Genomic DNA, 23,991 nt, shown 5'->3' on the forward strand with positions numbered 1-23,991 from the left:
AGCTTCGCTTGCTGTTGGAGTAGAAGATTCAGCTTGTTGAGCCTTCTTGGCTTTAGCGCGAGCAATAGCCGCAGCGACAGCATCTTTCTTGGCATCGCCAGAGCTTTTAGCTGGAGCTTCACTTTCGGTTTGAGCAGCTGATTCTGCTTGTTGTGCTTTCTTCGCTTTAGCACGAGCGATAGCTGCAACAACAGCATCTTTCTTAGCATCGCCAGAACTTTTAACCGGAGCTTCGCTTGCTGTTGGAGTAGAAGATTCAGCTTGTTGAGCCTTCTTGGCTTTAGCACGAGCTATTGCAGCAGCGACAGCATCTTTCTTAGCGTCACCTGATTTTTCAACCGGAGCTTCAGAAGCTGATTCTGTTTGTTGTGCTTTCTTGGCTTTAGCGCGAGCTATAGCTGCAGCGACCGCATCTTTCTTAGCATCGCCAGTACTTGCAACTGGAGCCTCGCTTTCTGTTTGAGTAGAAGATTCCACTTGTAGAGCCTTCTTGGCTTTAGCGCGAGCAATAGCCGCAGCAACCGCGTCTTTCTTAGCGTCACCTGATTTTTCAGCAGGAGCATCAGTTGCTGCTTGTTGTGCCTTGCGCTCTCGAGCTTGTCGTTTACGTTCTTCACGCAGTTTCGACATTTCAGAATTGTCTGGTTCAGCGCTATCCGCTTTCTGAGCCGCAGCTTGTTTTGCTTTTGCCTTGGCAATCGCAGCAGCAACCGCAGGTTTCACCGCTGGTTCCGCAACAGGAGCTTGGTCTGCCGCGGCTTTTTGCGCTTTAACGCGAGCAATCGCAGCTGCAATCGCATCATCACCATCCGCAGATTTCATATCTTTACGACGGTTGTCAGCTGCTTTCTTAAAGCGGTTTTCACGTTCTGCTTTGTCACGCTCCATACGAGCGTTTTTCTCTTCGAAACGAATCTTGGCGCGCTCTGCTGCAGCGGCTTCATCTTTTCGAGTTTTGATCTCAGCTTTTGCTTGGCGGTAGTACTGAACAAGAGGAATTTCACTTGGGCAGACAAATGCACAAGCACCGCATTCAATACAGTCTTTAATATTCAGTTCTTCACACTTATCCAACTCGTTGGCTTTCGCATGCCATTGCAGTTGTTGAGGAAGAAGTGATGCGGGGCAAGCCTCGGCACACGCGCTACAACGAATACATTCCATCTCGTAAGTGCTTGGAGAGATCTCACGACGCGTTGGCGCTAAAATACAGTTCGACGTTTTAGTGATTGGCACATTGGCATGTGGCAAGGTGAAGCCCATCATAGGGCCACCCAAAATTAAACGCGGAAGCTTTTTATCGGCTTTGTAGCCAAACTCTTCAAGTAACTCATGTACTGGTGTGCCTAATAGCGCCCAAACATTACGAGGTTGCTTAAAGGTTTTACCGGTTAATGTCACAACGCGGTTAACCACAGGTTCGCCGTCAATTACCGCTCGCTTAATCGAGTAAAGAGAGCCGACGTTCTGAACCAAAACACCAATGTCTGCAGGGATGCCGCCAGCCGGAACCTCTTTATTAGTAAGGATCTTTATCAGCTGTTTCTCACCACCTGAAGGGTATTTAGTTGGGATAACACGAATGACGATATCTTTGTCTTTCGCTGCAATCTCAAGTGCTTTTATCGCGTCTGGTTTGTTGTCTTCAATGCCGATAACCGTCAGCTTTGGTTGAAGAATGTGTTCAACCACTTCGATGCCTTTTAATACTTCGTCGGCATGTTCTTGAAGCAACTTGTCATCAGAGGTGATGTAAGGTTCACATTCCGCAGCATTGACGATCAAAATGTCGGTACGACCTAAGCCTGATTGAAGCTTCTTAGCCGTAGGGAAGCCTGCGCCGCCCATGCCTGAAATACCAGCTTGGCGAATCACATCAAGCAGTTCGTCAGAGGTCTTTGTCGAGAAATCTTCAACTGGATTTTTTTCAATCCAAGCGTCTAAGCCATCAGGTTTAATAACCACGCACACGTCGCTCAAGCCAGAAGGGTGAGCGGTGGTTCGTGGTTCGATAGCGGTAATCACACCCGATGTTGGTGCATGTACTGGCAAAGTAAAACCAGTCTCTAAGGCCGTCAGTTGTTGACCTTTGAGTACGGCATCACCGACAGCAACCAATAAGTTACCAGGCTTACCGATGTGCTGTTTCACTGGAAGAACGATTTCTTCTGGGAGCCTTGCATGCACGATATCAGTAGTATTCGACTGTTTCTTGTTTTCAGCAGGGTGCACACCGCCCGGGAAGTTCCAAATTGAGCCCGTGCGAATTTGTTCAATTAAAGAGATCATACTAACCCTATGCCTTAGGCTCTGACGCGGTCGCATCAGTTGCTTGGTTAGTGATATCAGTAACAGGAATGATGTTCATCTGCCATTTCCAATTTTCAGTCGTTGTTGCCACTGGAATCATTTCGATACAGTCAGTAGGGCACGGTGCGACACATAGATCACAACCTGTACATTCATCTTTGATTACTGTGTGAAGTGCCTTGGTGCCACCAACAATGGCGTCGACAGGGCAAGCTTGAATGCATTTGGTACAGCCAATACACATATCTTCATGGATGAAGGCAACGGTTTTTACTTTGTTATCTAAGTCATGAACGGAGTCTTCAACTTCTACGCCCATTAAATCTGCTAGCTTTTCAATAGTTGCTTGGCCGCCAGGAGGACATTTGTTGATCTTGTCTCCGTTAGCGATCGCCTCTGCGTATGGGCGACAACCAGGGTAGCCACACTGGCCACACTGAGTTTGCGGCAATATAGTGTCGATTTGATCGACGATCGGATCGGCTTCAACTTTAAAACGGATAGAAGCAAAGCCCAAAATAGCGCCAAAAACAGCGGCTAAAACGGCGAGTGCAATGATTGCAATTAAGATGGTACTCATTCTTACTTCACCAACCCAGTAAAGCCCATAAATGCCAGAGACATTAGGCCTGCTGTGATCATCGCAATCGACGCGCCTTTGAATGGCATTGGAACATCAGCAACCGCAATACGTTCACGCATCGCAGCAAATAGGATCAATACAAGAGAGAAACCAACCGCTGCGCCGAAACCATAGATGATCGACTGAATGAAGTTGTGGTTTTCATTGATGTTCAGAAGTGCCACACCTAATACCGCACAGTTGGTGGTGATAAGAGGCAGAAAGATACCCAATAGGCGATAAAGGGTAGGGCTAGTTTTGTGAACGACCATTTCCGTAAATTGAACAACCACCGCAATAACCAAGATGAAACTCATGGTACGCAGGTATTCAATACCCAGAGGGGTAAGGATGTAGGTTTCTACTAGGTATGCAGATACCGACGCTAACGTTAGAACGAAAGTCGTCGCGAGGCCCATGCCAATAGCAGTCTCCAACTTCTTGGAGACGCCCATAAATGGACATAGCCCTAAAAACTTCACTAGCACAAAGTTATTGACTAGCACTGTGCCAACCAACAACAAAAGGTATTCGGTCATAATGGATTAATTCTTGAGATTCCGATCCCGATATTATCCTGTTTTGCTCACCTAATAACAACCAAGGATCACTAGGGATTTAGACACTTGGTGAAAAAAACATCAGGTAATCGATTGATTACCAAAGCTGCAGTAAGTATAGACATAGATTTTGACGGTGTGAGCGTGCAGCGGTATATCACAATGATCTTTGTCTGATCATTTGAGTACTCAGTGATTTCACTTTTGTCTTCGGCCAAAAGGTCGAAATTGGTTGAAGTAAATAGCGAACTTTTGAGTCAATTGATTGTTGCTAACTCAAGGCTGTTGCTCGGTTGCTTAGAGGGCTTTTAGGAAAGTGAGTACGTTAAAACGCAAAAAGCCGCATCGAGTGATGCGGCTTCTTTAAATTTGGCCCCCTTGTCGAGACTTGAACGCGGGCGGCTAGGTTTGTGACATTAACTTGGAACAAGTTAGTCGCAGTTATATACGAAAAAAGCCCAATCTTTCGATTGAGCTTTTTTCTGAATTTGGCTCCCCTTGCAAGACTTGAACTTGCGACATACGGATTAACAGTCCGCCGTTCTACCAACTGAACTAAAGGGGAATTGCTTGTTAGCGACGCGAATTCTAATAAGACTCCTATTTTCTGTCAATAAAAAATAGCAGAAAAAAACAAGATAAAAAACTTTACTTTCTTGAACGCCTTATCAGATTTAGCTTTGCTTTAGTTATCCACCAAAATTGTGGATAAGTATGTGCGTGAAACTTTAACAACAATAATTGGGATAAATCTGAAAATGTTAAAATCTGCGGTAACGTGATGTATTTAAAAGTTTTATATCGAAACATTACGATTGTATAACTTTTTAAGATTATAAAATAAACAGTAAAACAAGTGCTATTTTTAGATTTTTTGGGGAAAAGTAGTGGATTAAAAATCGAGTAATTTAGCTGAAGAGATCTTGCAGGGGCACAGATAATACCAAGTTCCAAAAATAAAAGCTATAACTGATATCTAATCTTAAGATGCATTTCTCTAGATAATAGTTGCAACGACACTCCTCCTAGAGTGACAATGACCTGATTAAATAAACAGTATGGAAATGGCGACCTATGAGTAAACTCTTTGACTTGGTATCGGACTACAGTCCGTCCGGTGACCAGCCGACGGCAATTACCAAATTACTAGATGGACTAGATTCTGGTTTGGCGCATCAAACTCTATTAGGGGTAACGGGCTCGGGTAAAACCTTTACGCTTGCCAATGTCATTTCCCAATCACAAAGACCTGCCATTCTGTTAGCACCGAATAAGACGTTGGCTGCTCAACTTTATGGTGAGATGAAATCCTTCTTTCCAAATAATGCCGTTGAGTACTTCGTATCTTACTACGATTACTACCAGCCTGAAGCGTATGTACCAACCACGGATACGTTCATTGAGAAAGATGCGTCGGTGAATGCTCATATCGAGCTGATGAGACTTTCGGCGACCAAGGCCTTATTAGAGCGAAAAGACGCCATCATTGTGGCTTCTGTATCGGCTATCTATGGTCTTGGTGATCCTAAATCGTATTTGAAAATGATGCTTCACTTGAGTCGTGGTGAGGTCATGGATCAGCGTGATATTTTGCGCCGTTTGGCGGAGCTACAATATTCAAGAAACGACGTCGCATTTGAACGAGGTCAATTCCGCGTGCGTGGTGAAGTGATTGATATCTTCCCGGCTGAATCTGACCAAGATGCCGTGCGAATTGAAATGTTCGATGATGAAGTGGATTGCATCAGTATCTTTGACCCACTAACTGGTGCGGTTAAGCAAAGAGACCTGCCTCGCTTTACGGTTTATCCAAAAACGCACTATGTCACTCCACGAGAGAAAATCCTTGAAGCGATTGAGAAGATTAAGGATGAGTTGCGTGATAGAGCTCAATATTTAAAAGACAATAATAAGCTTCTAGAAGAACAGCGTATCTCTCAAAGAACTCAGTTTGATATCGAGATGATGACCGAGCTTGGCTTCTGTTCTGGTATCGAAAACTATTCACGATACTTGAGTGGCCGTGCTGAAGGGGAAGCGCCTCCGACGTTATTTGATTACTTGCCTGATGATGGTCTGTTGATTATCGATGAGTCACACGTGACCGTGCCGCAAATTGGCGCCATGTATAAAGGTGACCGTTCGCGTAAGGAAACTCTAGTTGAGTTTGGTTTCCGTCTGCCTTCGGCATTGGATAACCGTCCAATGAAGTTTGAAGAATTTGAGTCTATAGCCCCGCAAACGATTTTTGTGTCGGCCACGCCGGGTCATTATGAGATTGAGAAATCAGATGGTGAGATTGCTGATCAAGTGGTGCGTCCTACTGGCTTACTTGACCCGGTTATTGAAGTAAGGCCTGTCGCTACTCAAGTTGATGATTTACTGTCTGAGATAAGAATACGTTCTGTTAAGGAAGAGCGTGTGCTTGTCACGACGCTAACTAAACGAATGGCAGAAGACTTAACCGAATACCTTAGTGAGCATGGTGTTAAGGTTCGTTACTTGCATTCAGATATCGATACCGTTGAGCGTGTAGAGATCATTCGAGACCTACGTTTGGGCGAGTTCGACGTGTTAGTGGGCATTAACTTACTTCGTGAAGGTTTGGATATGCCTGAAGTGTCGCTGGTGGCGATTCTTGATGCTGATAAAGAGGGTTTCTTACGTTCTGAGCGTTCTCTGATTCAAACCATTGGTCGTGCAGCTCGTAACTTGGAAGGTCGAGCTATCTTGTATGGTGACTCGATTACCAAATCAATGAGAAAAGCGATTGATGAAACTGATCGTCGTCGTGAGAAACAGCAAGCCTATAACGAAGAGCAAGGTATCACGCCACAAGCGCTTAAACGTAATATCAAAGATATTATGGAGCTGGGTGATCTAACCAAGTCGAAGCAGCAGCGCCAATCGAAGCAAGTTCCTCTATCTAAGGTTGCAGAGCCTTCTGAAAGTTATGCAGTACTTACACCGCAACAGCTTGATAAAGAGATCAGCAAGCTAGAAGCTGCGATGTATCAGCATGCTCAGAACCTAGAATTTGAATTGGCAGCACAGAAGCGTGATGAAATTGAGCAACTAAGAAAGCAGTTTATTACCAACAGCTAATCTCACTTTTCACTTAAGAAGTTGATCCCCTCAAGACAAGAATTGAGAGTGTTTCAGGCAAAAAAACAGCCAGTAGTAAATGTTCTACTGGCTTACGTTTGTGAACACTCGGTCCACTAACAACGTCAGTTGGCTAGGTGACCCGAAGGTCATTTATACCGTTGCATCGTTCGTGCCAGATAGATAAAACATTGATTATTTGAAGTAAGTAAAAAAACACACTACAAATATTGTGGCTAATTTGCATAATGCAAAGCGGAATGCGACTATAATAAGAAATGCAAATTATAAATGGCTAGGATATGCAATCAAAAACGCTAGATAACAAATCGAAGTATTTGTTGATGGTCGAGGATACCGCTTCGGTAGCAGCTTTATATCGCTCGTATCTTACACCGCTCGAAATTGATATCAACATTGTCGGCACTGGCCGCGATGCAATCGAGAGTTTGAATCATCGAATCCCAGACCTTATTTTATTAGATCTACGTCTGCCTGACATGACGGGTATGGACGTGCTATTTGCTGTAAAACAAAAATACCCTGAAGTTCCGGTTATCTTCATGACGGCTCACGGTTCTATCGATACCGCCGTAGAAGCCATGCGTCATGGTTCTCAAGATTTCCTTATCAAGCCGTGTGAAGCCGACCGACTCCGTATTACGGTGAACAACGCGATCCGCAAAGCCACCAAACTTAAAAATAGCTCGGAACATCCGGGAAACCAAAATTACCAAGGCTTCATTGGTAGTAGCCAAACCATGCAGCAGGTTTACCGAACTATCGACTCTGCAGCATCGAGTAAAGCCAGTATTTTCATCACGGGTGAAAGTGGTACGGGTAAAGAGGTATGTGCAGAAGCTATTCATGCGGCGAGCAAGCGTGGTGACAAGCCTTTCATCGCGATTAACTGTGCGGCTATCCCTAAAGATCTAATTGAAAGTGAGCTATTTGGCCACGTTAAAGGCGCCTTTACCGGTGCTGCAACTGATCGTCAAGGTGCCGCTGAACTTGCTGATGGCGGAACACTATTCCTTGATGAATTGTGCGAAATGGACTTAGAGCTGCAAACCAAGCTGCTGCGCTTTATCCAAACCGGTACTTTTCAAAAAGTTGGCTCTTCGAAGATGAAGAGTGTCGATGTTCGTTTCGTATGTGCAACCAACCGTGACCCTTGGAAAGAAGTACAAGAAGGTCGCTTTAGAGAAGATTTATACTATCGTTTATACGTGATTCCATTGCACCTGCCGCCATTGCGCGAGCGCGGTGAAGATGTCATCGAGATTGCGTACTCGTTACTAGGTTACATGTCGGTTGAGGAAGGTAAGGCGTTTGTGCGTTTTGCTCAGGAAGTGCTTGATCGCTTTAATCAATATGAGTGGCCGGGTAACGTTCGTCAGCTACAAAACGTATTACGGAACGTGGTGGTATTGAATAACGGCAAAGAGATTACTCTCAACATGCTTCCACCACCATTGAACCAACCGATTGAAAACAGCTTGCGCTTGAAAGAGAAGCAGAACGAAGACATCACGGTAAAAGATATTTTCCCATTGTGGATCACTGAGAAGACGGCTATCGAACAGGCCATAAAAGCGTGTGACGGCAACATTCCCCGCGCGGCCGGTTTCTTAGATGTCAGTCCATCGACGATATACCGTAAGTTGCAAACGTGGAATGCGAAGCAGTAATCACCAAACAATAAGAAAATCATAATGACGAAAGTATTAAATCAGCAAAAAGTTGATGAGCTCGCCGGTGAAATAGGGCAAGAGAATGTACCAGTTTTGCTGGAAATCTTCTTAGGTGAGTTGAAAGGCTACTACGAACATCTAGAGATAAATAAAGCGTCGGATACATCTAAGTACCTGGCTGATATAAGCCACGCACTTAAAAGCAGTGCTGCGAGCTTTGGCGCAGACTCTTTGTGTAGTTTTGCGATTAGCTTAGACGCAAAAGTGAAGCAAGCATTGCCTGTAACCGAGATTGATTTCCAAGATATGCAAGAGCTCCTGTTATCAACGTACACTGAATATCAGCAGTTGATGACGGATCTCTAAAGCGGCTAGTTATTAAAGAGACTAAAAAAGGAGCATGATGCTCCTTTTTTGTTTTTACTGGTCTCTGTCGTCTAGCCTAAGCTATAAGCTATAAGCTATAAGCTATAAGCTATAAGCATTAAGCATTAAGCATTAAGCCAGTTGATCCCTAATCGCTTGTTGGAGTTTTAAACGGTCGTGTCGCCAATCTCGGTTAGGAGAGGCAAGATCAGTGGTCACACAATTCCATTGCCCTTCTAATTCAGGGTGTGGTTCATTGCCCAGTACAATGTCTATCTTTCTTGCCTTACAGGTACGTTCACACCACTCCAATTGTTCTTGAAGCGTCATTTTTCCTGCAGGGCCGTGCTCTGGCGAAAGGTTTTCAACGAAGATAACTTTTGCCTTGGTATTTTCCGCGATTGCTTTGCCAATTTCTGGCAGTAGCAGCGGGGGCATCACACTGGTTAAAAAGCTTCCTGGTCCAAGGGCAATGCAGTCTGCTTGCTCAACTGCAGCAACAGCTTCTTTGGTTGCAGGTACTTCTGGAGATAAGTCCATCATGCGCAGCTTTTCTGTCATGTCATCAACGTTAGTTTCGCCAGTTACCCAACGACCGTCCATTGATAAAGCCGTGAGATCGGAAGGGTGCTCAGTCATCGGGACGATATTGACATCGACCTTGAGCATATTTCGAATTAGGTTAATTGCTTCCAATGGGCGAACGGAAAGGTTGTCTAGTGCCGTTAGCATTAGGTTACCTAAGTTGTGACCATCGAGTTCACCTTGACCGCGAAAGCGATATTCAAACATCATCGAACTGATCGAAGGTTCTGTGATTAATTGGTTGATACAGTTACGAGTATCTCCCCAAGCAATACCACCTTGGCAGTCTCGAATTCTTCCGGTGGAACCACCGTTATCTGTTGTTGCAACAATGCCAGTCGCATTGCTACCAAAGTCTTTTAATGCAGCTAGCATACGACCTAAGCCATGGCCTCCACCGATTGCTACGACTTTCTTTGAAGAGTAAATATTCATTTTTTGTTCTTGTTAGATTATTACCAACTATAATTTAGGTTAAATGCTTCTCGTCAGATACTCAACAAGAGTTATTTTGAGGGTTTGATACGTTTTTTTTGCCGATGTGACCCGTTTTTTGTCATCAGAGCTAGATTCACGTACAAATATTAAGTATTTTATTACTCAGCTACTGTGCGTGTGAATATAACGTGCAGTTGCCATAACTCCGAGCTCTCGCATGCTAAGTCGCACAGTGGTATTTGCTGTACCGATACGCATCAAGAGCCAGTGACATGTTGTCACAAGGGCTTAATTGGAAATGATTATGCCTCCCGTGTTTGGAAAGGTGTTCCGTGGCGCAACAATTCGAAGATAGATTCCATCGCAAGTTTTATTACTTGCGCTTGTCGGTTACAGACGTCTGTAACTTTAAATGTACTTACTGCTTGCCAGATGGTTATAAACCGTCAGGGCAAAAAAACTCGTCTTTTTTAAGTGTTCCCGAGATCAAACGTATTGTGAAAGCGTTTGCAGATTGTGGCACCTCTAAGATCCGCATTACTGGCGGAGAGCCGAGCCTGCGTAAAGACTTTCCTGAAATCATACATACTGTTGCTTCTACTCCAGGCATCGAAAAAGTAGCCACGACAACGAATGGCTACCGCATGGAGAAACAAGTAGGGCAATGGCGTGATGCTGGTTTAACCCATATAAACGTGAGCGTGGATAGCTTAGATTCGCGCATGTTCCATCAGATCACTGGTGAGAATAAGTTTACAGAGGTTATGCGAGGCATTGATAAAGCGTTTGAGGTTGGCTTTGAACAAGTCAAAGTCAACGTCGTATTGATGAAAGACCTCAATAGTCAGGAATTACCAGCCTTCCTTAATTGGATCAAAGACAAACCTATTCAATTACGTTTTATCGAGCTGATGAAAACCGGCGAGATGGACGAGTTGTTCGATAAACACCATGTGTCTGGCGTTGCGATCCGCAACCAGCTTATTGCTAATGGTTGGCTGTTAAAAGTCAAAGCCGTTAATGATGGCCCCGCGCAAGTGTTTGTCCACCCAGACTACAAGGGTGAAATCGGTTTGATCATGCCTTACGAGAAAGACTTTTGTGAGAGTTGTAACCGACTGCGTGTTTCTGCGACCGGTAAACTTCACTTATGTCTGTTTGGCGACCATGGTGTTGAACTGAGAGATCTGATTCAAGAGGATCAACAAGAGCAAGAGCTCATTGATCGAATTCAGGCTCAGCTTCAAACCAAGTCCGTTAGCCACTTCTTACACGATGGCAACAGTGGCATGACTCCAAACTTGGCGTCAATCGGCGGTTAACCCGCTATATACTCTAAAGCATTTTATCGCTCAGCTTCTTTAAGCTGGGCGAATCAGTCTAATCATCGAAAAATTTATATAGGTGAACAAATGGGTCACGCAGAAAGCAAATTTCAAGCAGCAAACATCGCAGTACTAACCGTTTCAGATACTCGTACAGAAGAAAATGACACGTCAGGTGGTTACCTAGCTGAGCATGCTAAAGAAGCAGGCCACAACGTGGTTGATAAGCAAATCGTTATCGATGACATGTACAAGATCCGTGCGATCGTATCTCAGTGGATTGCTGACGAAAGCGTTCAAGCGATTATAATCACTGGTGGTACGGGCTTCACCTCTCGTGACAGCACGCCTGAAGCACTTAAACCACTATTCGACAAAGAAGTAGAAGGCTTTGGTGAGCTTTTCCGCCAAGTGTCTTACGAAGAGATTGGTACATCAACGATTCAATCTCGTGCGATTGCGGGTTTTGCTAACCACACGGTTATCTTTGCGATGCCAGGTTCTACAGGTGCGTGCCGTACAGGTTGGACTAAGATCATCAAGCAACAGATGGATGCGAGTCACCGTCCTTGCAATTTCATGCCACATCTTTCTGTATAAGGTGGATTGAGCATGAGCCAATTTACACACATTAACGCGTCTGGCGAAGCGAACATGGTCGATGTATCGGCTAAAGCAGAGACAGTACGTGAGGCGAGAGCAGAGGCTTTCGTTCAAATGTCAGCAGAAACGCTAGAGCTGATTGTTTCTGGCAGCCACCATAAAGGTGATGTTTTCGCAACGGCACGTATTGCTGGTATCCAAGCAGCGAAGAAGACGTGGGACTTGATTCCACTGTGTCACCCTTTGCTACTGACTAAAGTAGAAGTACAACTTGAAGCCATTGAGTCTGAAAACAAGGTTCGTATCGAATCGGTATGTAAGCTTGCTGGTAAGACAGGCGTAGAAATGGAAGCGCTAACGGCTGCTTCTGTTGCTGCACTGACGATTTACGATATGTGTAAAGCTGTTCAGAAAGACATTGTTATCGAGAACGTACGTCTGCTAGAGAAGACAGGTGGTAAATCAGGTCACTTCAAGGTGGAATCATGATTACGGTACTTTTCTTTGCACAAACTCGTGAACTTGTCGGTGTTGATAGCCTAGAGGTCGATGCGCAATACAATACTATTGAAGCGATTCGTAGCCACCTTGTAACACAAGAAGGCAAATGGGATATCGCATTGGAAGAGGGCAAGCTGCTGGCAGCACTCAACCAATCAATTGTACCTTTGACGACTGAAGTGAAAGACGGCGACGAAGTGGCTTTCTTCCCACCAGTTACTGGAGGTTAACCATGAATGACTCTCGAGTTATTGATCCAAGAGTATTAGTGACTGCTGAAGACTTTTCTGTGGGTGACGAATACGATTATCTAGCTCAAGGTACGGCTGCGGGAGCGGTTGTGACGTTTGTAGGTAAAGTTCGCGACATGAACCTTGGCGACAACGTGATTGGTTTGTCTCTAGAACATTATCCGGGTATGACAGAGAAGTCTCTGAGTGAGATCTGTGACCAAGCTGAAGCGCGCTGGCCTATCCAGAAGATGCGAGTGATTCACCGCGTTGGTGACCTAGATATCGGTGACCAGATTGTTTACGTTGGTGTATCCAGTGCACATCGTGGCGCTGCCTTCGAAGCGTGTGAGTTTGTTATGGACTTTCTGAAAACCAAAGCGCCGTTTTGGAAAAAAGAACGTACTACTGAGGCGACTCGTTGGGTTGACTCTCGAGACTCCGACGCGAAAGCAGCGGAGCGTTGGGAGAAATAATCCACTCCCTAGCGTGTTTCGCTCTTAACGTGAAAGTGTATTTCAGGTTGGGACGTAGATAGTAAGAAAGCCGACGTTTGACGTCGGTTTTTTGTGCGTGCTACAAAGTGATTTATAAATAAAAGGTTCTTTAATAAATGGTTAAGCAGTCAAGTTGCATATGAATTCAACGCGTGATTTAGTCTGTCTTGGTGCATTTCCAAATCTGTTTTGGTGCAGTGCTTTATGCTGTTTTGTATAAAGTGATAATCCTCACAAATAGTGCAGTCTATTTAGGGGATATGTGATGTGCAATTAGATTTCATGTGGCATTAATGTTAATTTGCCGACAGTGTTCTAGCATAAGATGCTAAATAAAAGTATCAATTCAGATACATCAACACTAAAGGCTGTTTTTTAATTAATTCCTATGTGTAATTAACTATTCATTAGGTTTTTATTAGAGATTTACACTGTGACCTTGAGTAATTCGGAGAATTATCCGATTTTTTGCGACTTGTTTATGGCAAATTACTTCAATGGTTGATAGTGTGTGCCTCAATCTTTGTAAGGTTTTAGATTTTTATGCTTAAATTTTTAGCTAAATAAATCTAAATCACTGCCGTTCAGTGAACTTAGCAAAGAAGTCATGGATGCAATACGTAAAACTTGGAGTTTATTAAATGTACAAGAATAAAATCACTCAGGCCCTTCTTCTAGGTGCTGGTTTGGCAGTGGCTGCCACTTCTACTCTTTCTATCGCTGCTGAAGTTCCAGCAGGCACAGAACTAGCAAAAGTTCAGGAACTTGTTCGCGGTAACGGTACTGAAGTTGCGACTATCGACCCACACAAATCTCAAGGTGTACCAGAATCTCACGTAATTCGTGATCTTCTAGAAGGTCTAGTGAACCAAGATGGCGAAGGTAATACAATCCCAGGTGTAGCCGAAAGCTGGGAAACGACGGACAACAAAACATTCACTTTCCACCTACGTAAAGATGCAAAATGGTCTAACGGCGATCCTGTAACAGCTGAAGATTTCGTTTACAGCTGGCAACGTGCAGTCGATCCTGCCACTGCTTCTCCATATGCTTGGTACATGGAATATACCAAGATGGTGAACGCGAAAGACATCGTAGCGGGTAAGAAAGACAAGAGTGAGCTAGGTGTTAAAGCTGTAGATGCAAACACGCTTGTTGTTGAACTAGATACAGCGGTACCATATTTCGTAATGATGATGGGCCACACAACAATGAAGCCGGTACATCAGGCGACTGTTGAAAAATTCGGTGACCAATGGACTAAGCCGGGTAACTTTGTAGGTAACGGTGCATTTGCTGTCGATAAATGGGTTGTTAATGAACGCCTAGTACTAAAGCGTAACGATCAATACTGGAACAATGATAAAACTGTTCTTAATAAAGTAACGTTCCTACCAATCGAAAACCAAGTTGCGGAAATGAACCGTTTCCTATCTGGTGAAATCGACTTTACAAATGAACTTCCAACTGAGCACTTCAAGCGCCTTAAGAAAGAGTATGCTGAAGATGTATCTGTAGCGGGTAACCTATGTACTTACTACTACATCTTTAACACTAAGAAAGCACCATTTGATGATGTTCGTGTACGTAAAGCAATTTCTTACGCAATTGACCGCAATATCGTAAGTGACGCAATCTTAGCGCAAGGTCAAAAACCAGCTTACTTCCTAACACCTGAAATTACAGCTGGCTTTAACCCTGAACTTCCTGCTTACGGCAAGATGTCTCAAAAAGAACGTAATGAAGAAGCTGCACGCCTTCTTGAAGAAGCGGGTTACGGCAAAGACAACCCACTAAACTTCAACCTACTTTACAACACGTCTGAAAACCATAAGAAGATTGCTGTAGCGTTGGGTTCTATGTGGAAGAAAACACTGGGTCTTAAAGTAACGCTTGAAAACCAAGAGTGGAAAACTTACCTATCTTCTAAAGATTCAGGTGATTTCGAAGTAGCACGTGCTGGTTGGTGTGGTGACTACAACGAAGCGTCGTCATTCCTAACGCTAATGAAGAGTAACAACACTACCGGTGGTGTTCACTACGATAGCGCTGAGTACGACCAAATCATTAATAAAGCACTTAACTCTACATCAGCAGAAGAGCGTGAAGCACTTTACCTAGAAGCTGAGGCGTTAATGGCTAAAGACATGCCTATCGCACCTATCTACCAATACGTGAAATCACGTCTACTAAATCCGCACGTTGGTGGCTTCCCTACTAACAACGCGGAAGATAAGATCTTCTCGAAAGACTTATACATCAAAGCTCAATAATAAGAGCTTAGATTCTAAAAAGTTAATATAACTGTAACGATACAGACACTACATGCGCAGGGCGCGCATGTAGCGTCTTTCTAATTTTAATTGTCACAGACTGAAAGAGTGAGTTTATGCTTAAATTCATTATGAAAAGGATATTTGAAGCGATTCCAACCATGTTGGTGTTGATCACTATATCTTTCTTTCTCATGCGTTTCGCACCGGGTAACCCGTTTTCAAGCGAGCGTCCATTACCGCCAGAAGTTATGGCTAACATCGAAGCTAAATATGGCTTAGATAAACCTGTATTTGAACAGTACACCACGTACTTGACCAACATCCTTCAGGGTGATTTTGGTCCATCTTTTAAATACCAAGATTACACAGTAAATGAGCTGATCGCGGTTGCGCTTCCAGTATCTGCGAAGGTAGGTTTTGTTGCCTTTATCTTCACATTATTGATGGGGGTAACGGTCGGAACCATTGCCGCCTTGAAGCACAACACCTGGATCGACTACACCATAATGTCGACCGCCATGCTCGGGGTGGTGATGCCATCCTTCGTGTTGGCTCCAGCGCTTATCTACCTATTCTCTCTACACTGGCATATATTTCCAGCAGGTGGTTGGCACGGTGGTACGTACATGTACATCGTCCTACCCGTTATCGCGATGTCTCTTTTATACGTAGCAACCTTTGCTCGTATCACTCGCGGTAGCATGATTGAAACCCTAAACAGTAACTTTATCCGTACAGCTCGAGCTAAAGGTCTAAGTTACCGTTATATCGTTCTTAAACATGCGCTTAAGCCAGCAATGCTACCTGTTGTTTCATACATGGGGCCTGCGTTTGTAGGTATCATTACAGGTTCAGTTGTTGTTGAAACCATCTTCGGCCTACCGGGTATTGGTAAGCTGTTTGTTAATGCCGCGTTTAACCGTGATTATTCGTTAGTAATGGGTGTAACCATTTTGATTGGTTTCCTATTCATCTTGTTCAACGCAATCGTTGATATTTTACTAGCGCTTATTGACCCGAAAATTCGCTACTAGCAGGGACGCATGGTTATGTTGAAGAAAAAAGAAAACTTAGAAGCGATCGAAAAATTCTCTGAGAGTTTGGAAATTGAAGGTCGTAGCTTGTGGCAGGATGCGCGTATTCGTTTTATGCGTAACAAAGCCGCAATGATCAGTCTGTTCATTCTAATTGTTATGGTGCTATCGGTAATCTTCTTACCTATGTTGGCACAGCATGCTTACGATGATACTGACTGGTACGCAATGCACGTAGGCCCAAATGCTGATCACTGGTTTGGTACCGACAGTTTAGGCCGTGACCTATATGTTCGTACGATGATCGGTGGCCGTATTTCACTTATGGTTGGTGTGATGGGTGCATTCGTAGCGGTACTGATTGGTACGCTTTACGGTGCAGCTTCAGGCTTCATTGGCGGTCGCACTGACCGAGTGATGATGCGTATCCTAGAGATCCTATACGCAGTGCCATTTATGTTCCTAGTTATCGTACTGGTGACATTCTTTGGTCGTAATATCGTACTTATCTTCGTTGCTATCGGTGCGATTGCTTGGCTCGATATGGCGCGTATTGTACGTGGCCAAACGTTGAGTTTACGTAGTAAAGAGTTCATTGAGGCTGCGCACGTATGTGGTGTCAGTAAATGGAAAATCATTACACGTCATATCGTACCGAACGTATTGGGTATTGTTGCGGTTTACTCAACGCTACTTATTCCAAGCATGATCCTTACTGAATCATTCTTATCTTTCCTTGGTCTTGGTGTTCAAGAGCCTATGACAAGTTGGGGCGCGCTGTTACAAGAAGGCTCGCAAACAATGGAAGTTGCTATTTGGCAACTGGCATTCCCAGCGGCATTCATGGTAGTTACGCTGTTCTGCTTTAACTACGTAGGTGATGGTCTGCGCGACGCGCTTGATCCAAAAGACAGATAAAGAAATAGCAATTAAAAGCTATAAAAGATTAAGGAAGCAATAATGAGCTTATTAGATGTCAAAGATCTGCGCGTCGAATTTACCACGCAAGATGGTATCGTAACCGCAGTAAACGACCTGAACTTCTCACTCAATCAAGGCGAAACGCTGGGTATTGTTGGTGAGTCGGGTTCGGGTAAATCTCAAACGGTATTTGCACTGATGGGACTGCTGGCTAAGAACGGCATCATCTCAGGCAGTGCAAAGTTTGAAGGTAATGAGATTCTCAATCTACCTGAGAAAGCACTGAACAAAGTTCGCGCTGAACAGATCGCGATGATCTTCCAAGATCCAATGACGTCACTGAATCCTTACATGAAAGTATGTGATCAGTTGATGGAAGTGCTTATGCTGCATAAAGGCATGGGCAAAGCGGAAGCGTTCGAAGAATCAGTACGCATGCTGGAAGCGGTGAAAATCCCTGAGGCACGTAAACGTATTACCATGTATCCACACGAATTTTCTGGCGGTATGCGTCAACGTGTGATGATTGCAATGGCTTTGCTATGTCGTCCAAAACTACTGATTGCTGATGAACCAACAACGGCGTTGGATGTAACCATTCAAGCGCAAATTATGGAATTGCTGAACGAGCTTAAAGATGAGTTCAATACAGCAATCATCATGATCACCCATGATTTGGGTGTAGTTGCCGGTTCTTGTGACAAAGTACTAGTGATGTACGCTGGCCGTACCATGGAATACGGCACAGTAGATGAAATATTCTATGAGCCTAGCCACCCTTATGCGGAAGGCCTGCTTAAAGCAATTCCTCGTTTGGATACCGAAGGTGAAATTCTGCCGACGATTCCAGGTAACCCACCTAACTTACTTCGCCTGCCAACAGGCTGTCCTTACCAAGATCGTTGTCATCGGGTAATGGACCGTTGTAAGCAAGAAGCACCAATTTTGCAGCCATTTGCGAAAGATCGTCAGCGTGCTTGTTTTTCTGATTGGGAGACTTGGACAAAATGAGTAAAGAATTACTATTAGATATTAAAAACCTTAAGGTTCACTTTAGCATTGCGGCTAAGTCTGCTTGGCCTTGGGCGAAACCATCAAACCTTAAAGCGGTTGATGGTGTGGATGTTCACCTTTACGAAGGTGAGACTCTGGGGGTAGTAGGGGAGTCTGGCTGTGGTAAGTCAACATTTGCACGCGCAATTATTGGCTTAGTTGAGGCAACTGAAGGCGAAGTTATGTGGTTAGGTCAAGACCTGACTAAGATGCAGGAAGTTAAGCGTCGTGAGACTCGTAAAGAGATTCAGATGATCTTCCAAGACCCACTAGCATCGCTTAACCCACGTATGTCAGTTGGAGACATCATTGCTGAACCTCTACAAACTTTCTATCCAGAGCTTTCTAAACAGGAAGTGAAAGATCGAGTTAAGGAGATGATGGCAAAGGTTGGTTTACTACCCAACGTGATCAACCGTTACCCACATGAATTCTCTGGTGGTCAGTGTCAACGTATCGGTATCGCGCGTGCACTTATCTTGAAGCCTAAGATGATCATCTGTGATGAGCCGGTTTCTGCTCTGGATGTTTCTATCCAAGCTCAAGTAGTTAACCTTCTTATGGAACTACAGAAAGAGTTGGGTTTGTCTTTGGTATTCATCGCGCACGATTTGTCGGTTGTGAAACACATTTCTGACCGTGTCTTGGTGATGTACTTAGGTAATGCTGTTGAGCTAGGTGAATCAGATGCCTTGTTCTCAGATCCTAAACACCCATATACCAAAGCATTGATGTCTGCAGTTCCAATTCCAGACCCTCGCTTAGAGCGCAGCAAAACGATTCAGATGTTGGAAGGTGATTTACCATCGCCAATCAACCCACCATCAGGTTGTGTGTTCCGTACTCGTTGCCCTGAAGCAACTGAGGCCTGCGCGCAAACCAAGCCAACCATTCAAGGCGATGACGTACACGCAGTATCTTGCTTGCACGTACAAGTCTAGAACCCGTTTGATACGGTTCAGCCTGTGACAGGCTTAAGCGCAACTTTTTATAGGTTGCGCTTTTTTTATGCTTACGTATTCGAGCACCTTCACCTTCATCAAATTATTTGAACAACTAAGCCAACTTCTTCTAGTTTTGAAAAAGTTGGCTTTTTTTATAATAGAGAAAAGTTTGGATGACAGAGGTTTGGATATGGGTAAGTTAGTTGAAGGTGTTTGGCATGACGTTTGGTATGACACCAAAGAAAGCGGTGGCAAGTTTGTTCGCGAAGATGCAGGCTTTCGTCACTGGATAGAGAACAAAGCCGGTGCACAATTTCAGCCGGAAAGCGGTCGTTATCACTTATACATATCATTGGCTTGCCCCTGGGCGCACCGAACTTTAATCTTCCGTGAACTTAAAGATCTAACCGATCATATTGACGTGACGGTAGTCTGCCCTGACATGATGAGTGAAGGGTGGCAAATGGGGCTACCTGAACCTCTATTCGGCCATACTCGTATGCATCAAATTTACACTCAAGCCAAACCTGATTACTCAGGTCGAGTGACGGTTCCAGTATTATGGGACAAGAAAACCAATACCATCGTGAGTAACGAGTCCTCTGAAATTATCCGCATGTTCAACTCAGAATTTAATGAGTTAACAGGCAACACGGATGATTACTATCCGTGGGAATTGGCTAAGAAGGTTGATGAGTGGAACGAGTATATCTATCCAAGCATCAATAACGGCGTTTATCGTACTGGCTTTGCAACGACACAAGAAGCTTATGAAGAAGCGTATGACGCGTTATTTGAGGCGTTAGACAAAGTAGATGCACATCTTAGTGAACATCGTTATCTAGCGGGTAACGAGATTACAGAGGCAGATTGGCGCTTGTTTACCACTCTGGTTCGATTCGATGCGGTGTATGTTGGTCACTTTAAGTGTAACAAGCAGCGAATTTCAGACTACGTCCATATTCAGGGCTACTTAAAAGAGCTCTACCAGGTCGAAGGCATTAAAGAGACGACCGATTTTTATCACATCAAGCGCCACTATTATTACAGCCATACAGGTATAAACCCAACCCAAGTTGTGCCGAAAGGACCTGCGCTAGACTTAGAATCAGTCCATGGGCGAGGTTAGATTAATCTTAAGAGCATCAAGTAACCTTAAGCGTTAGATATAAAAAAACCCTAGATAAGAATCTAGGGTTTTTTGCTTTCTACAAAAGAAAAATTAGTTAATTACTTTTTCTTCAGCTTGAGCTGCTTGGTCTGCTTGGATAGCCGTTAGAGCTACTGTGTAAACGATATCGTCTACTAGAGCGCCACGAGACAAGTCATTTACTGGCTTGCGCATACCTTGAAGCATTGGACCGATAGACACTAGATCTGCTGAACGCTGTACCGCTTTGTAAGTCGTGTTACCCGTGTTTAGGTCTGGGAATACGAATACTGTCGCTTTACCTGCAACTGGAGAGTTAGGCGCTTTAGAAGCGGCTACGTTTTCCATGATTGCTGCGTCGTACTGAAGAGGACCGTCGATCACTAGATCAGGACGTTTCGCTTGAGCAAGTTTGGTTGCTTCACGCACTTTATCTACGTCTGCACCTTTACCAGATTCACCAGTAGAGTAAGAGATCATAGCAACGCGTGGGTCGATACCGAATGCCGCAGCAGAATCTGCAGATTGGATAGCGATTTCAGCAAGCTGTTCAGCTGTTGGATCTGGGTTGATCGCACAGTCACCGTATACAAGCACTTGATCAGGCAGAAGCATGAAGAAGATTGAAGATACGATAGAAGCATCAGGAGCAGTCTTGATGATCTGGAACGGAGGAACGATAGTGTTCGCCGTTGTGTGAACAGCACCAGAAACTAGGCCGTCAACTTCGCCAGCTTCAAGCATCATAGTACCTAGGAATACTGAGTCTTCTAGCTTCTCACGAGCAACAACTTCAGTCATGCCTTTAGCGCCACGAAGTTCTACTAGACGAGCTACGTAGTTTTCGCGAACTGATGCAGAATCGATGATCTCAACGCCAGCGCCAAGCTCAACACCTTGCTGCGCTGCAACGCGACGGATTTCTTCAGGGTTACCTAGAAGTACACACGTTGCGATACCGCGCTCAGCACAGATAGCCGCAGCTTTAACTGTACGTGGCTCGTCACCTTCAGGAAGAACGATGCGCTTAGCCGCTTTACGAGCAAATTCAGTTAGCTGGTAACGGAATGCTGGTGGGCTTAGACGACGGATGCCTTGAGTACCTTCAGATAGAGAATCAATCCAAGGGCCATCAATGTGGCTTGCAACGTGATCGTTAACGAACTCGATACGCTCTTTATCGTCAGCAGGAACTTCTAGGTTGAAGCTCTGTAGGTTTAGAGACGTCTGCCAAGTGTTACCTTGAGCTTTGAAGATCGGTAGACCTGAAGCGAATGCTGGTGCGCAAAGGTTAGCAATGCTTTCTGGAATGTCGTAACCGCCAGTCAGTAGGATTGCGCCAATCTCAACACCGTTTTTCGCAGCAAGAGCCGCAGCAACGATAACGTCAGGACGGTCTGCAGAAGTTACTAGCAGTGAACCTGGCTTGAAGTGCTCAATCATGTGCGGTAGAGAACGTGCACAGAAAGTGATGCTCTTAATACGACGAGTTGAGATTTCACCTTCGTTAACGATTTCAGCGTTAAGGTGCTTAGCCATATCAACCGCACGAGTTGCGATTAGGTCGATGCTCCATGGCACACAGCCAAGAACACGGATAGGGCTAGAATTGAAGATTTGCATTACTTCAAGGTTCGCTTGCTGAGCGCTGTCTGCATCATCAAAGATTTCAGATAGGTCAGGGCGAGTACGACCAGCTTCATCAACAGGAGCATTAAGCTTGTTGATGATTACGCCTTTGATATTCTTGTTTTTTGTACCGCCGAAGTTAGAACATGCTACTTCGATACGCTCTTTAAGTTGCGTAGGGTTGTCAGTACCAGGAGTCGCAACGAATACGATCTCTGCGCCAAGCGTTTTTGCGATTTCTGCGTTCACTTGGTTTGCAAACGGGTGCTTACGAGTAGGGACTAGGCCTTCGATTAGCGTTACTTCAGCGTCTTTGTTGATTTTGTTGTATTGCTCAACAACAGATTCAAGAAGTACATCCATTTTTTCACTACCGATCAACGCTTCAGCTTTAGTCATCGCAATTGGTTCACCAATCTTGATGTCGCTGTTTGTGCTAATGATAGTTGATGTTAGATCTGGTTGATCGCCACCGCTACGAGGTTGAGCGATTGGTTTGTAGAACGAAACACTTACGCCTTTGCGCTCCATCGCGCGAAGAACACCCATGCTTACACTAGTAAGACCAACACCAGCGCTTGTAGGGATAAGCATAATAGTACGGGACATTGAGGAGTACCTTTAACTATTGGAATGAAAAAAGCTCAACTCCTGTTCCTACCAACATTTATATAGGGGTAGGAATAAAAGTTGAGCCCCATTTTTCTTAGATAAAAATCTGACTAGCGTCGAGTGAAGCTAGTCAGAAAATTCGATTAAAGACCTGCTAGTTCAGCTGTATCTTCTGCAATCACTAGCTCTTCATTAGTAGAGATAACCATTGCTGGTACACGGCTGTTTTCAGTCGTGATAGTACCTTCGCCGCCGAAACGAGCTTTAAGGTTAGCTGCGCTATCTACTTCGATACCGAAGAATGCAAGACGGTTAAGAACCATTTCACGGATTGGCGCTGAGTTTTCACCGATGCCACCAGTGAATACGATAGCGTCAAGGCGACCTTCTAGGGTTGCAGTGTAGCTTGCAACGTATTTAGCTAGACGGTGACAGAATACGTCCATTGCACGAGTAGCTTCTTCTTTCTCGCCGTAGTTGTCTTCAACGAAACGACAGTCAGAAGTTACTTGAGTTAGACCTTGTAGGCCAGACTCTTTAGTGAACATTGTGTTGATTTCATCAACGCTCATGCCAAGTTTGTCATGTAGGTGGAACATAACAGCAGGGTCAAGGTCGCCACAGCGAGTACCCATTACAAGACCTTCAAGAGGAGTAAGGCCCATAGAAGTATCTACAGATTGGCCATTCTTGACTGCACAAACAGATGCGCCGTTACCTAGGTGACAGTTAATGATGTTAACTTCTTCAATAGGTTTGTCTAGAAGCGTGGCACACTCACGAGTAATAAATAGGTGAGATGTACCATGTGCACCGTAACGACGAATACCGTGATCTGTGTATAGGTTGTATGGAAGCGCGTATAGGTAAGCTTCTTCTGGCATTGTCGTGTGGAAAGCAGTATCAAATACAGCAACGTTTTTTAGTGCTGGGAATGATTTTTGAGCTGCTTTAATACCGATAAGGTGCGCAGGGTTGTGAAGAGGAGCGAAAGTCGCTGCATCTTCGATACCTTTAATTACTTCATCAGTGATTAGTGCTGATGAAGTAAAGTTTTCACCACCATGCACAACACGGTGACCGATTGCTGCAAGGTTTTCAGAAAGTTCTGGCTTAGAAGCAAGAATAGTTTCTACCATGAAGGCTAGTGCTTCTTCGTGTGCTGCGCCATTACCTAGTTGAGCTTCGTGTTTACCATCAAGTTTCCACTTGATACGAGCTTCAGGAAGATGCAGACATTCTGCAAGACCTGTTAGATGCTCGTCACCAGATACTGCGTCAACTACAGCAAATTTAAGAGAAGAACTACCACAGTTTAAAACTAAAACTAGCTTAGACATTAATGACTACCTGTTTATTTTTCTGATCGAAATCAGTTAAGGATGAAAATTAATCTCAAGAATAGTCGAAGCACATAGGCTTGCGTACTAACCTTGGTCAAAAAAACGTTAATTTCCGTATAAAGTGAAAGCGCTCTTTATCAAAAAGAGGCTTGTGCATTCCTTGCAGAAGTCTTCTCAAAGTTGCTTAAATTGT

At 44.3% G+C, this 23,991-nt stretch carries 20 protein-coding genes, 1 tRNA gene and 1 riboswitch; of the genes, 14 read left to right on the forward strand and 7 right to left on the reverse strand.

Features of this window, described 5'->3' with window-relative positions; translation table 11 throughout:
- The 4 genes from rsxC to AB6D80_RS05175 all read right to left on the reverse strand — a co-directional run.
- Nucleotides 1-2,289 (reverse strand): electron transport complex subunit RsxC (gene rsxC / locus AB6D80_RS05160; RefSeq protein ID WP_372187917.1); only part of this gene is annotated, 2,289 nt, incomplete at its 3' end.
- A gap of 7 nt (nucleotides 2,290-2,296) precedes the next feature.
- The gene (gene rsxB, locus AB6D80_RS05165; RefSeq protein ID WP_372100659.1) at nucleotides 2,297-2,890 is read right to left on the reverse strand and encodes an electron transport complex subunit RsxB; all 594 of its coding nucleotides are present in this window, start codon (nucleotides 2,888-2,890) and stop codon (nucleotides 2,297-2,299) included.
- Nucleotides 2,891-2,892: 2 nt separating this feature from the next.
- The gene (gene rsxA / locus AB6D80_RS05170; protein ID WP_004734039.1) at nucleotides 2,893-3,471 is read right to left on the reverse strand and encodes an electron transport complex subunit RsxA; all 579 of its coding nucleotides are present in this window, start codon (nucleotides 3,469-3,471) and stop codon (nucleotides 2,893-2,895) included.
- A 510-nt stretch (nucleotides 3,472-3,981) separates the two neighbouring features.
- Nucleotides 3,982-4,057, reverse strand: a tRNA-Asn gene (locus tag AB6D80_RS05175).
- Between the two features lie 509 nt (nucleotides 4,058-4,566).
- Here AB6D80_RS05175 and uvrB point away from each other — a divergent pair.
- The 3 genes from uvrB to luxU all read left to right on the forward strand — a co-directional run bounded on the left by uvrB (nucleotide 4,567) and on the right by luxU (nucleotide 8,657).
- A complete protein-coding gene (uvrB, locus tag AB6D80_RS05180) occupies nucleotides 4,567-6,597 on the forward strand; it encodes an excinuclease ABC subunit UvrB (protein WP_372187919.1) in 2,031 nt (676 codons plus the stop codon).
- A 302-nt stretch (nucleotides 6,598-6,899) separates the two neighbouring features.
- Nucleotides 6,900-8,288: a quorum-sensing sigma-54 dependent transcriptional regulator LuxO gene (luxO, locus tag AB6D80_RS05185; RefSeq protein WP_004734031.1), complete on the forward strand. Its 1,389-nt coding sequence runs from the start codon at nucleotides 6,900-6,902 to the stop codon at nucleotides 8,286-8,288.
- Between the two features lie 24 nt (nucleotides 8,289-8,312).
- On the forward strand, nucleotides 8,313-8,657 hold the full coding sequence (gene luxU / locus AB6D80_RS05190; protein ID WP_017063462.1) for a quorum-sensing phosphorelay protein LuxU: 345 nt from the start codon (nucleotides 8,313-8,315) through the stop codon (nucleotides 8,655-8,657).
- Between the two features lie 132 nt (nucleotides 8,658-8,789).
- Here luxU and AB6D80_RS05195 read toward each other — a convergent pair whose 3' ends face one another.
- Nucleotides 8,790-9,677: a YvcK family protein gene (locus tag AB6D80_RS05195; protein WP_372100662.1), complete on the reverse strand. Its 888-nt coding sequence runs from the start codon at nucleotides 9,675-9,677 to the stop codon at nucleotides 8,790-8,792.
- A gap of 194 nt (nucleotides 9,678-9,871) precedes the next feature.
- Nucleotides 9,872-10,024: riboswitch (molybdenum cofactor riboswitch) on the forward strand.
- On the opposite strand from AB6D80_RS05195, the gene moaA reads away from it, so the two are divergent.
- From moaA to AB6D80_RS05250, 11 genes are all read left to right on the forward strand, one after another.
- Nucleotides 10,013-11,002 (forward strand): GTP 3',8-cyclase MoaA, encoded by a 990-nt coding sequence (moaA, locus tag AB6D80_RS05200; protein WP_026012219.1) that lies wholly within the window; start codon nucleotides 10,013-10,015, stop codon nucleotides 11,000-11,002. (Overlaps the previous riboswitch by 12 nt.)
- Nucleotides 11,003-11,092: 90 nt before the next feature.
- Complete coding sequence (gene moaB, locus AB6D80_RS05205) at nucleotides 11,093-11,605, forward strand: molybdenum cofactor biosynthesis protein B (protein WP_017099055.1); 513 nt, start codon at nucleotides 11,093-11,095, stop codon at nucleotides 11,603-11,605.
- Nucleotides 11,606-11,617: 12 nt separating this feature from the next.
- Entirely contained in the window at nucleotides 11,618-12,097 is a 480-nt protein-coding gene (moaC, locus tag AB6D80_RS05210) for a cyclic pyranopterin monophosphate synthase MoaC (protein ID WP_004734026.1), read from the forward strand.
- Nucleotides 12,094-12,339, forward strand: a complete 246-nt coding sequence (gene moaD / locus AB6D80_RS05215; RefSeq protein WP_017085813.1) for a molybdopterin synthase sulfur carrier subunit — start codon at nucleotides 12,094-12,096, stop codon at nucleotides 12,337-12,339. The genes moaC and moaD overlap by 4 nt, the downstream gene beginning before the upstream one ends.
- A gap of 2 nt (nucleotides 12,340-12,341) precedes the next feature.
- Entirely contained in the window at nucleotides 12,342-12,815 is a 474-nt protein-coding gene (gene moaE, locus AB6D80_RS05220; RefSeq protein ID WP_017078101.1) for a molybdopterin synthase catalytic subunit MoaE, read from the forward strand.
- A 662-nt stretch (nucleotides 12,816-13,477) separates the two neighbouring features.
- Complete coding sequence (locus tag AB6D80_RS05225; RefSeq protein WP_017101197.1) at nucleotides 13,478-15,109, forward strand: ABC transporter substrate-binding protein; 1,632 nt, start codon at nucleotides 13,478-13,480, stop codon at nucleotides 15,107-15,109.
- 116 nt (nucleotides 15,110-15,225) lie between these two features.
- The gene (oppB, locus tag AB6D80_RS05230; protein WP_004734022.1) at nucleotides 15,226-16,146 is read left to right on the forward strand and encodes an oligopeptide ABC transporter permease OppB; all 921 of its coding nucleotides are present in this window, start codon (nucleotides 15,226-15,228) and stop codon (nucleotides 16,144-16,146) included.
- A gap of 15 nt (nucleotides 16,147-16,161) precedes the next feature.
- Nucleotides 16,162-17,064 (forward strand): oligopeptide ABC transporter permease OppC, encoded by a 903-nt coding sequence (gene oppC, locus AB6D80_RS05235; protein ID WP_004734021.1) that lies wholly within the window; start codon nucleotides 16,162-16,164, stop codon nucleotides 17,062-17,064.
- Between the two features lie 42 nt (nucleotides 17,065-17,106).
- Nucleotides 17,107-18,078 carry an ABC transporter ATP-binding protein gene (locus AB6D80_RS05240; RefSeq protein WP_017078105.1) on the forward strand — a complete coding sequence of 324 codons (972 nt, stop codon included), beginning with the start codon at nucleotides 17,107-17,109 and terminating at the stop codon, nucleotides 18,076-18,078.
- The gene (gene oppF, locus AB6D80_RS05245; protein WP_004734019.1) at nucleotides 18,075-19,061 is read left to right on the forward strand and encodes a murein tripeptide/oligopeptide ABC transporter ATP binding protein OppF; all 987 of its coding nucleotides are present in this window, start codon (nucleotides 18,075-18,077) and stop codon (nucleotides 19,059-19,061) included. Before AB6D80_RS05240 ends, oppF begins: the two co-directional genes overlap by 4 nt.
- Nucleotides 19,062-19,254: 193 nt before the next feature.
- Nucleotides 19,255-20,193, forward strand: a complete 939-nt coding sequence (locus AB6D80_RS05250) for a glutathione S-transferase family protein (RefSeq protein WP_372187920.1) — start codon at nucleotides 19,255-19,257, stop codon at nucleotides 20,191-20,193.
- Between the two features lie 93 nt (nucleotides 20,194-20,286).
- On the opposite strand, the gene pta is transcribed toward AB6D80_RS05250, so the two are convergent.
- Nucleotides 20,287-22,452, reverse strand: coding sequence for a phosphate acetyltransferase (gene pta / locus AB6D80_RS05255; protein WP_029224061.1), 2,166 nt, complete (start codon nucleotides 22,450-22,452; stop codon nucleotides 20,287-20,289).
- Between the two features lie 146 nt (nucleotides 22,453-22,598).
- Nucleotides 22,599-23,795 carry an acetate kinase gene (locus AB6D80_RS05260; RefSeq protein WP_017099050.1) on the reverse strand — a complete coding sequence of 399 codons (1,197 nt, stop codon included), beginning with the start codon at nucleotides 23,793-23,795 and terminating at the stop codon, nucleotides 22,599-22,601.
- Nucleotides 23,796-23,991: the final 196 nt, after the last annotated feature.

The sequence above is a fragment of the Vibrio sp. 10N.247.310.17 genome (assembly GCF_041466605.1).
Lineage (GTDB): Bacteria > Pseudomonadota > Gammaproteobacteria > Enterobacterales > Vibrionaceae > Vibrio > Vibrio tasmaniensis_A.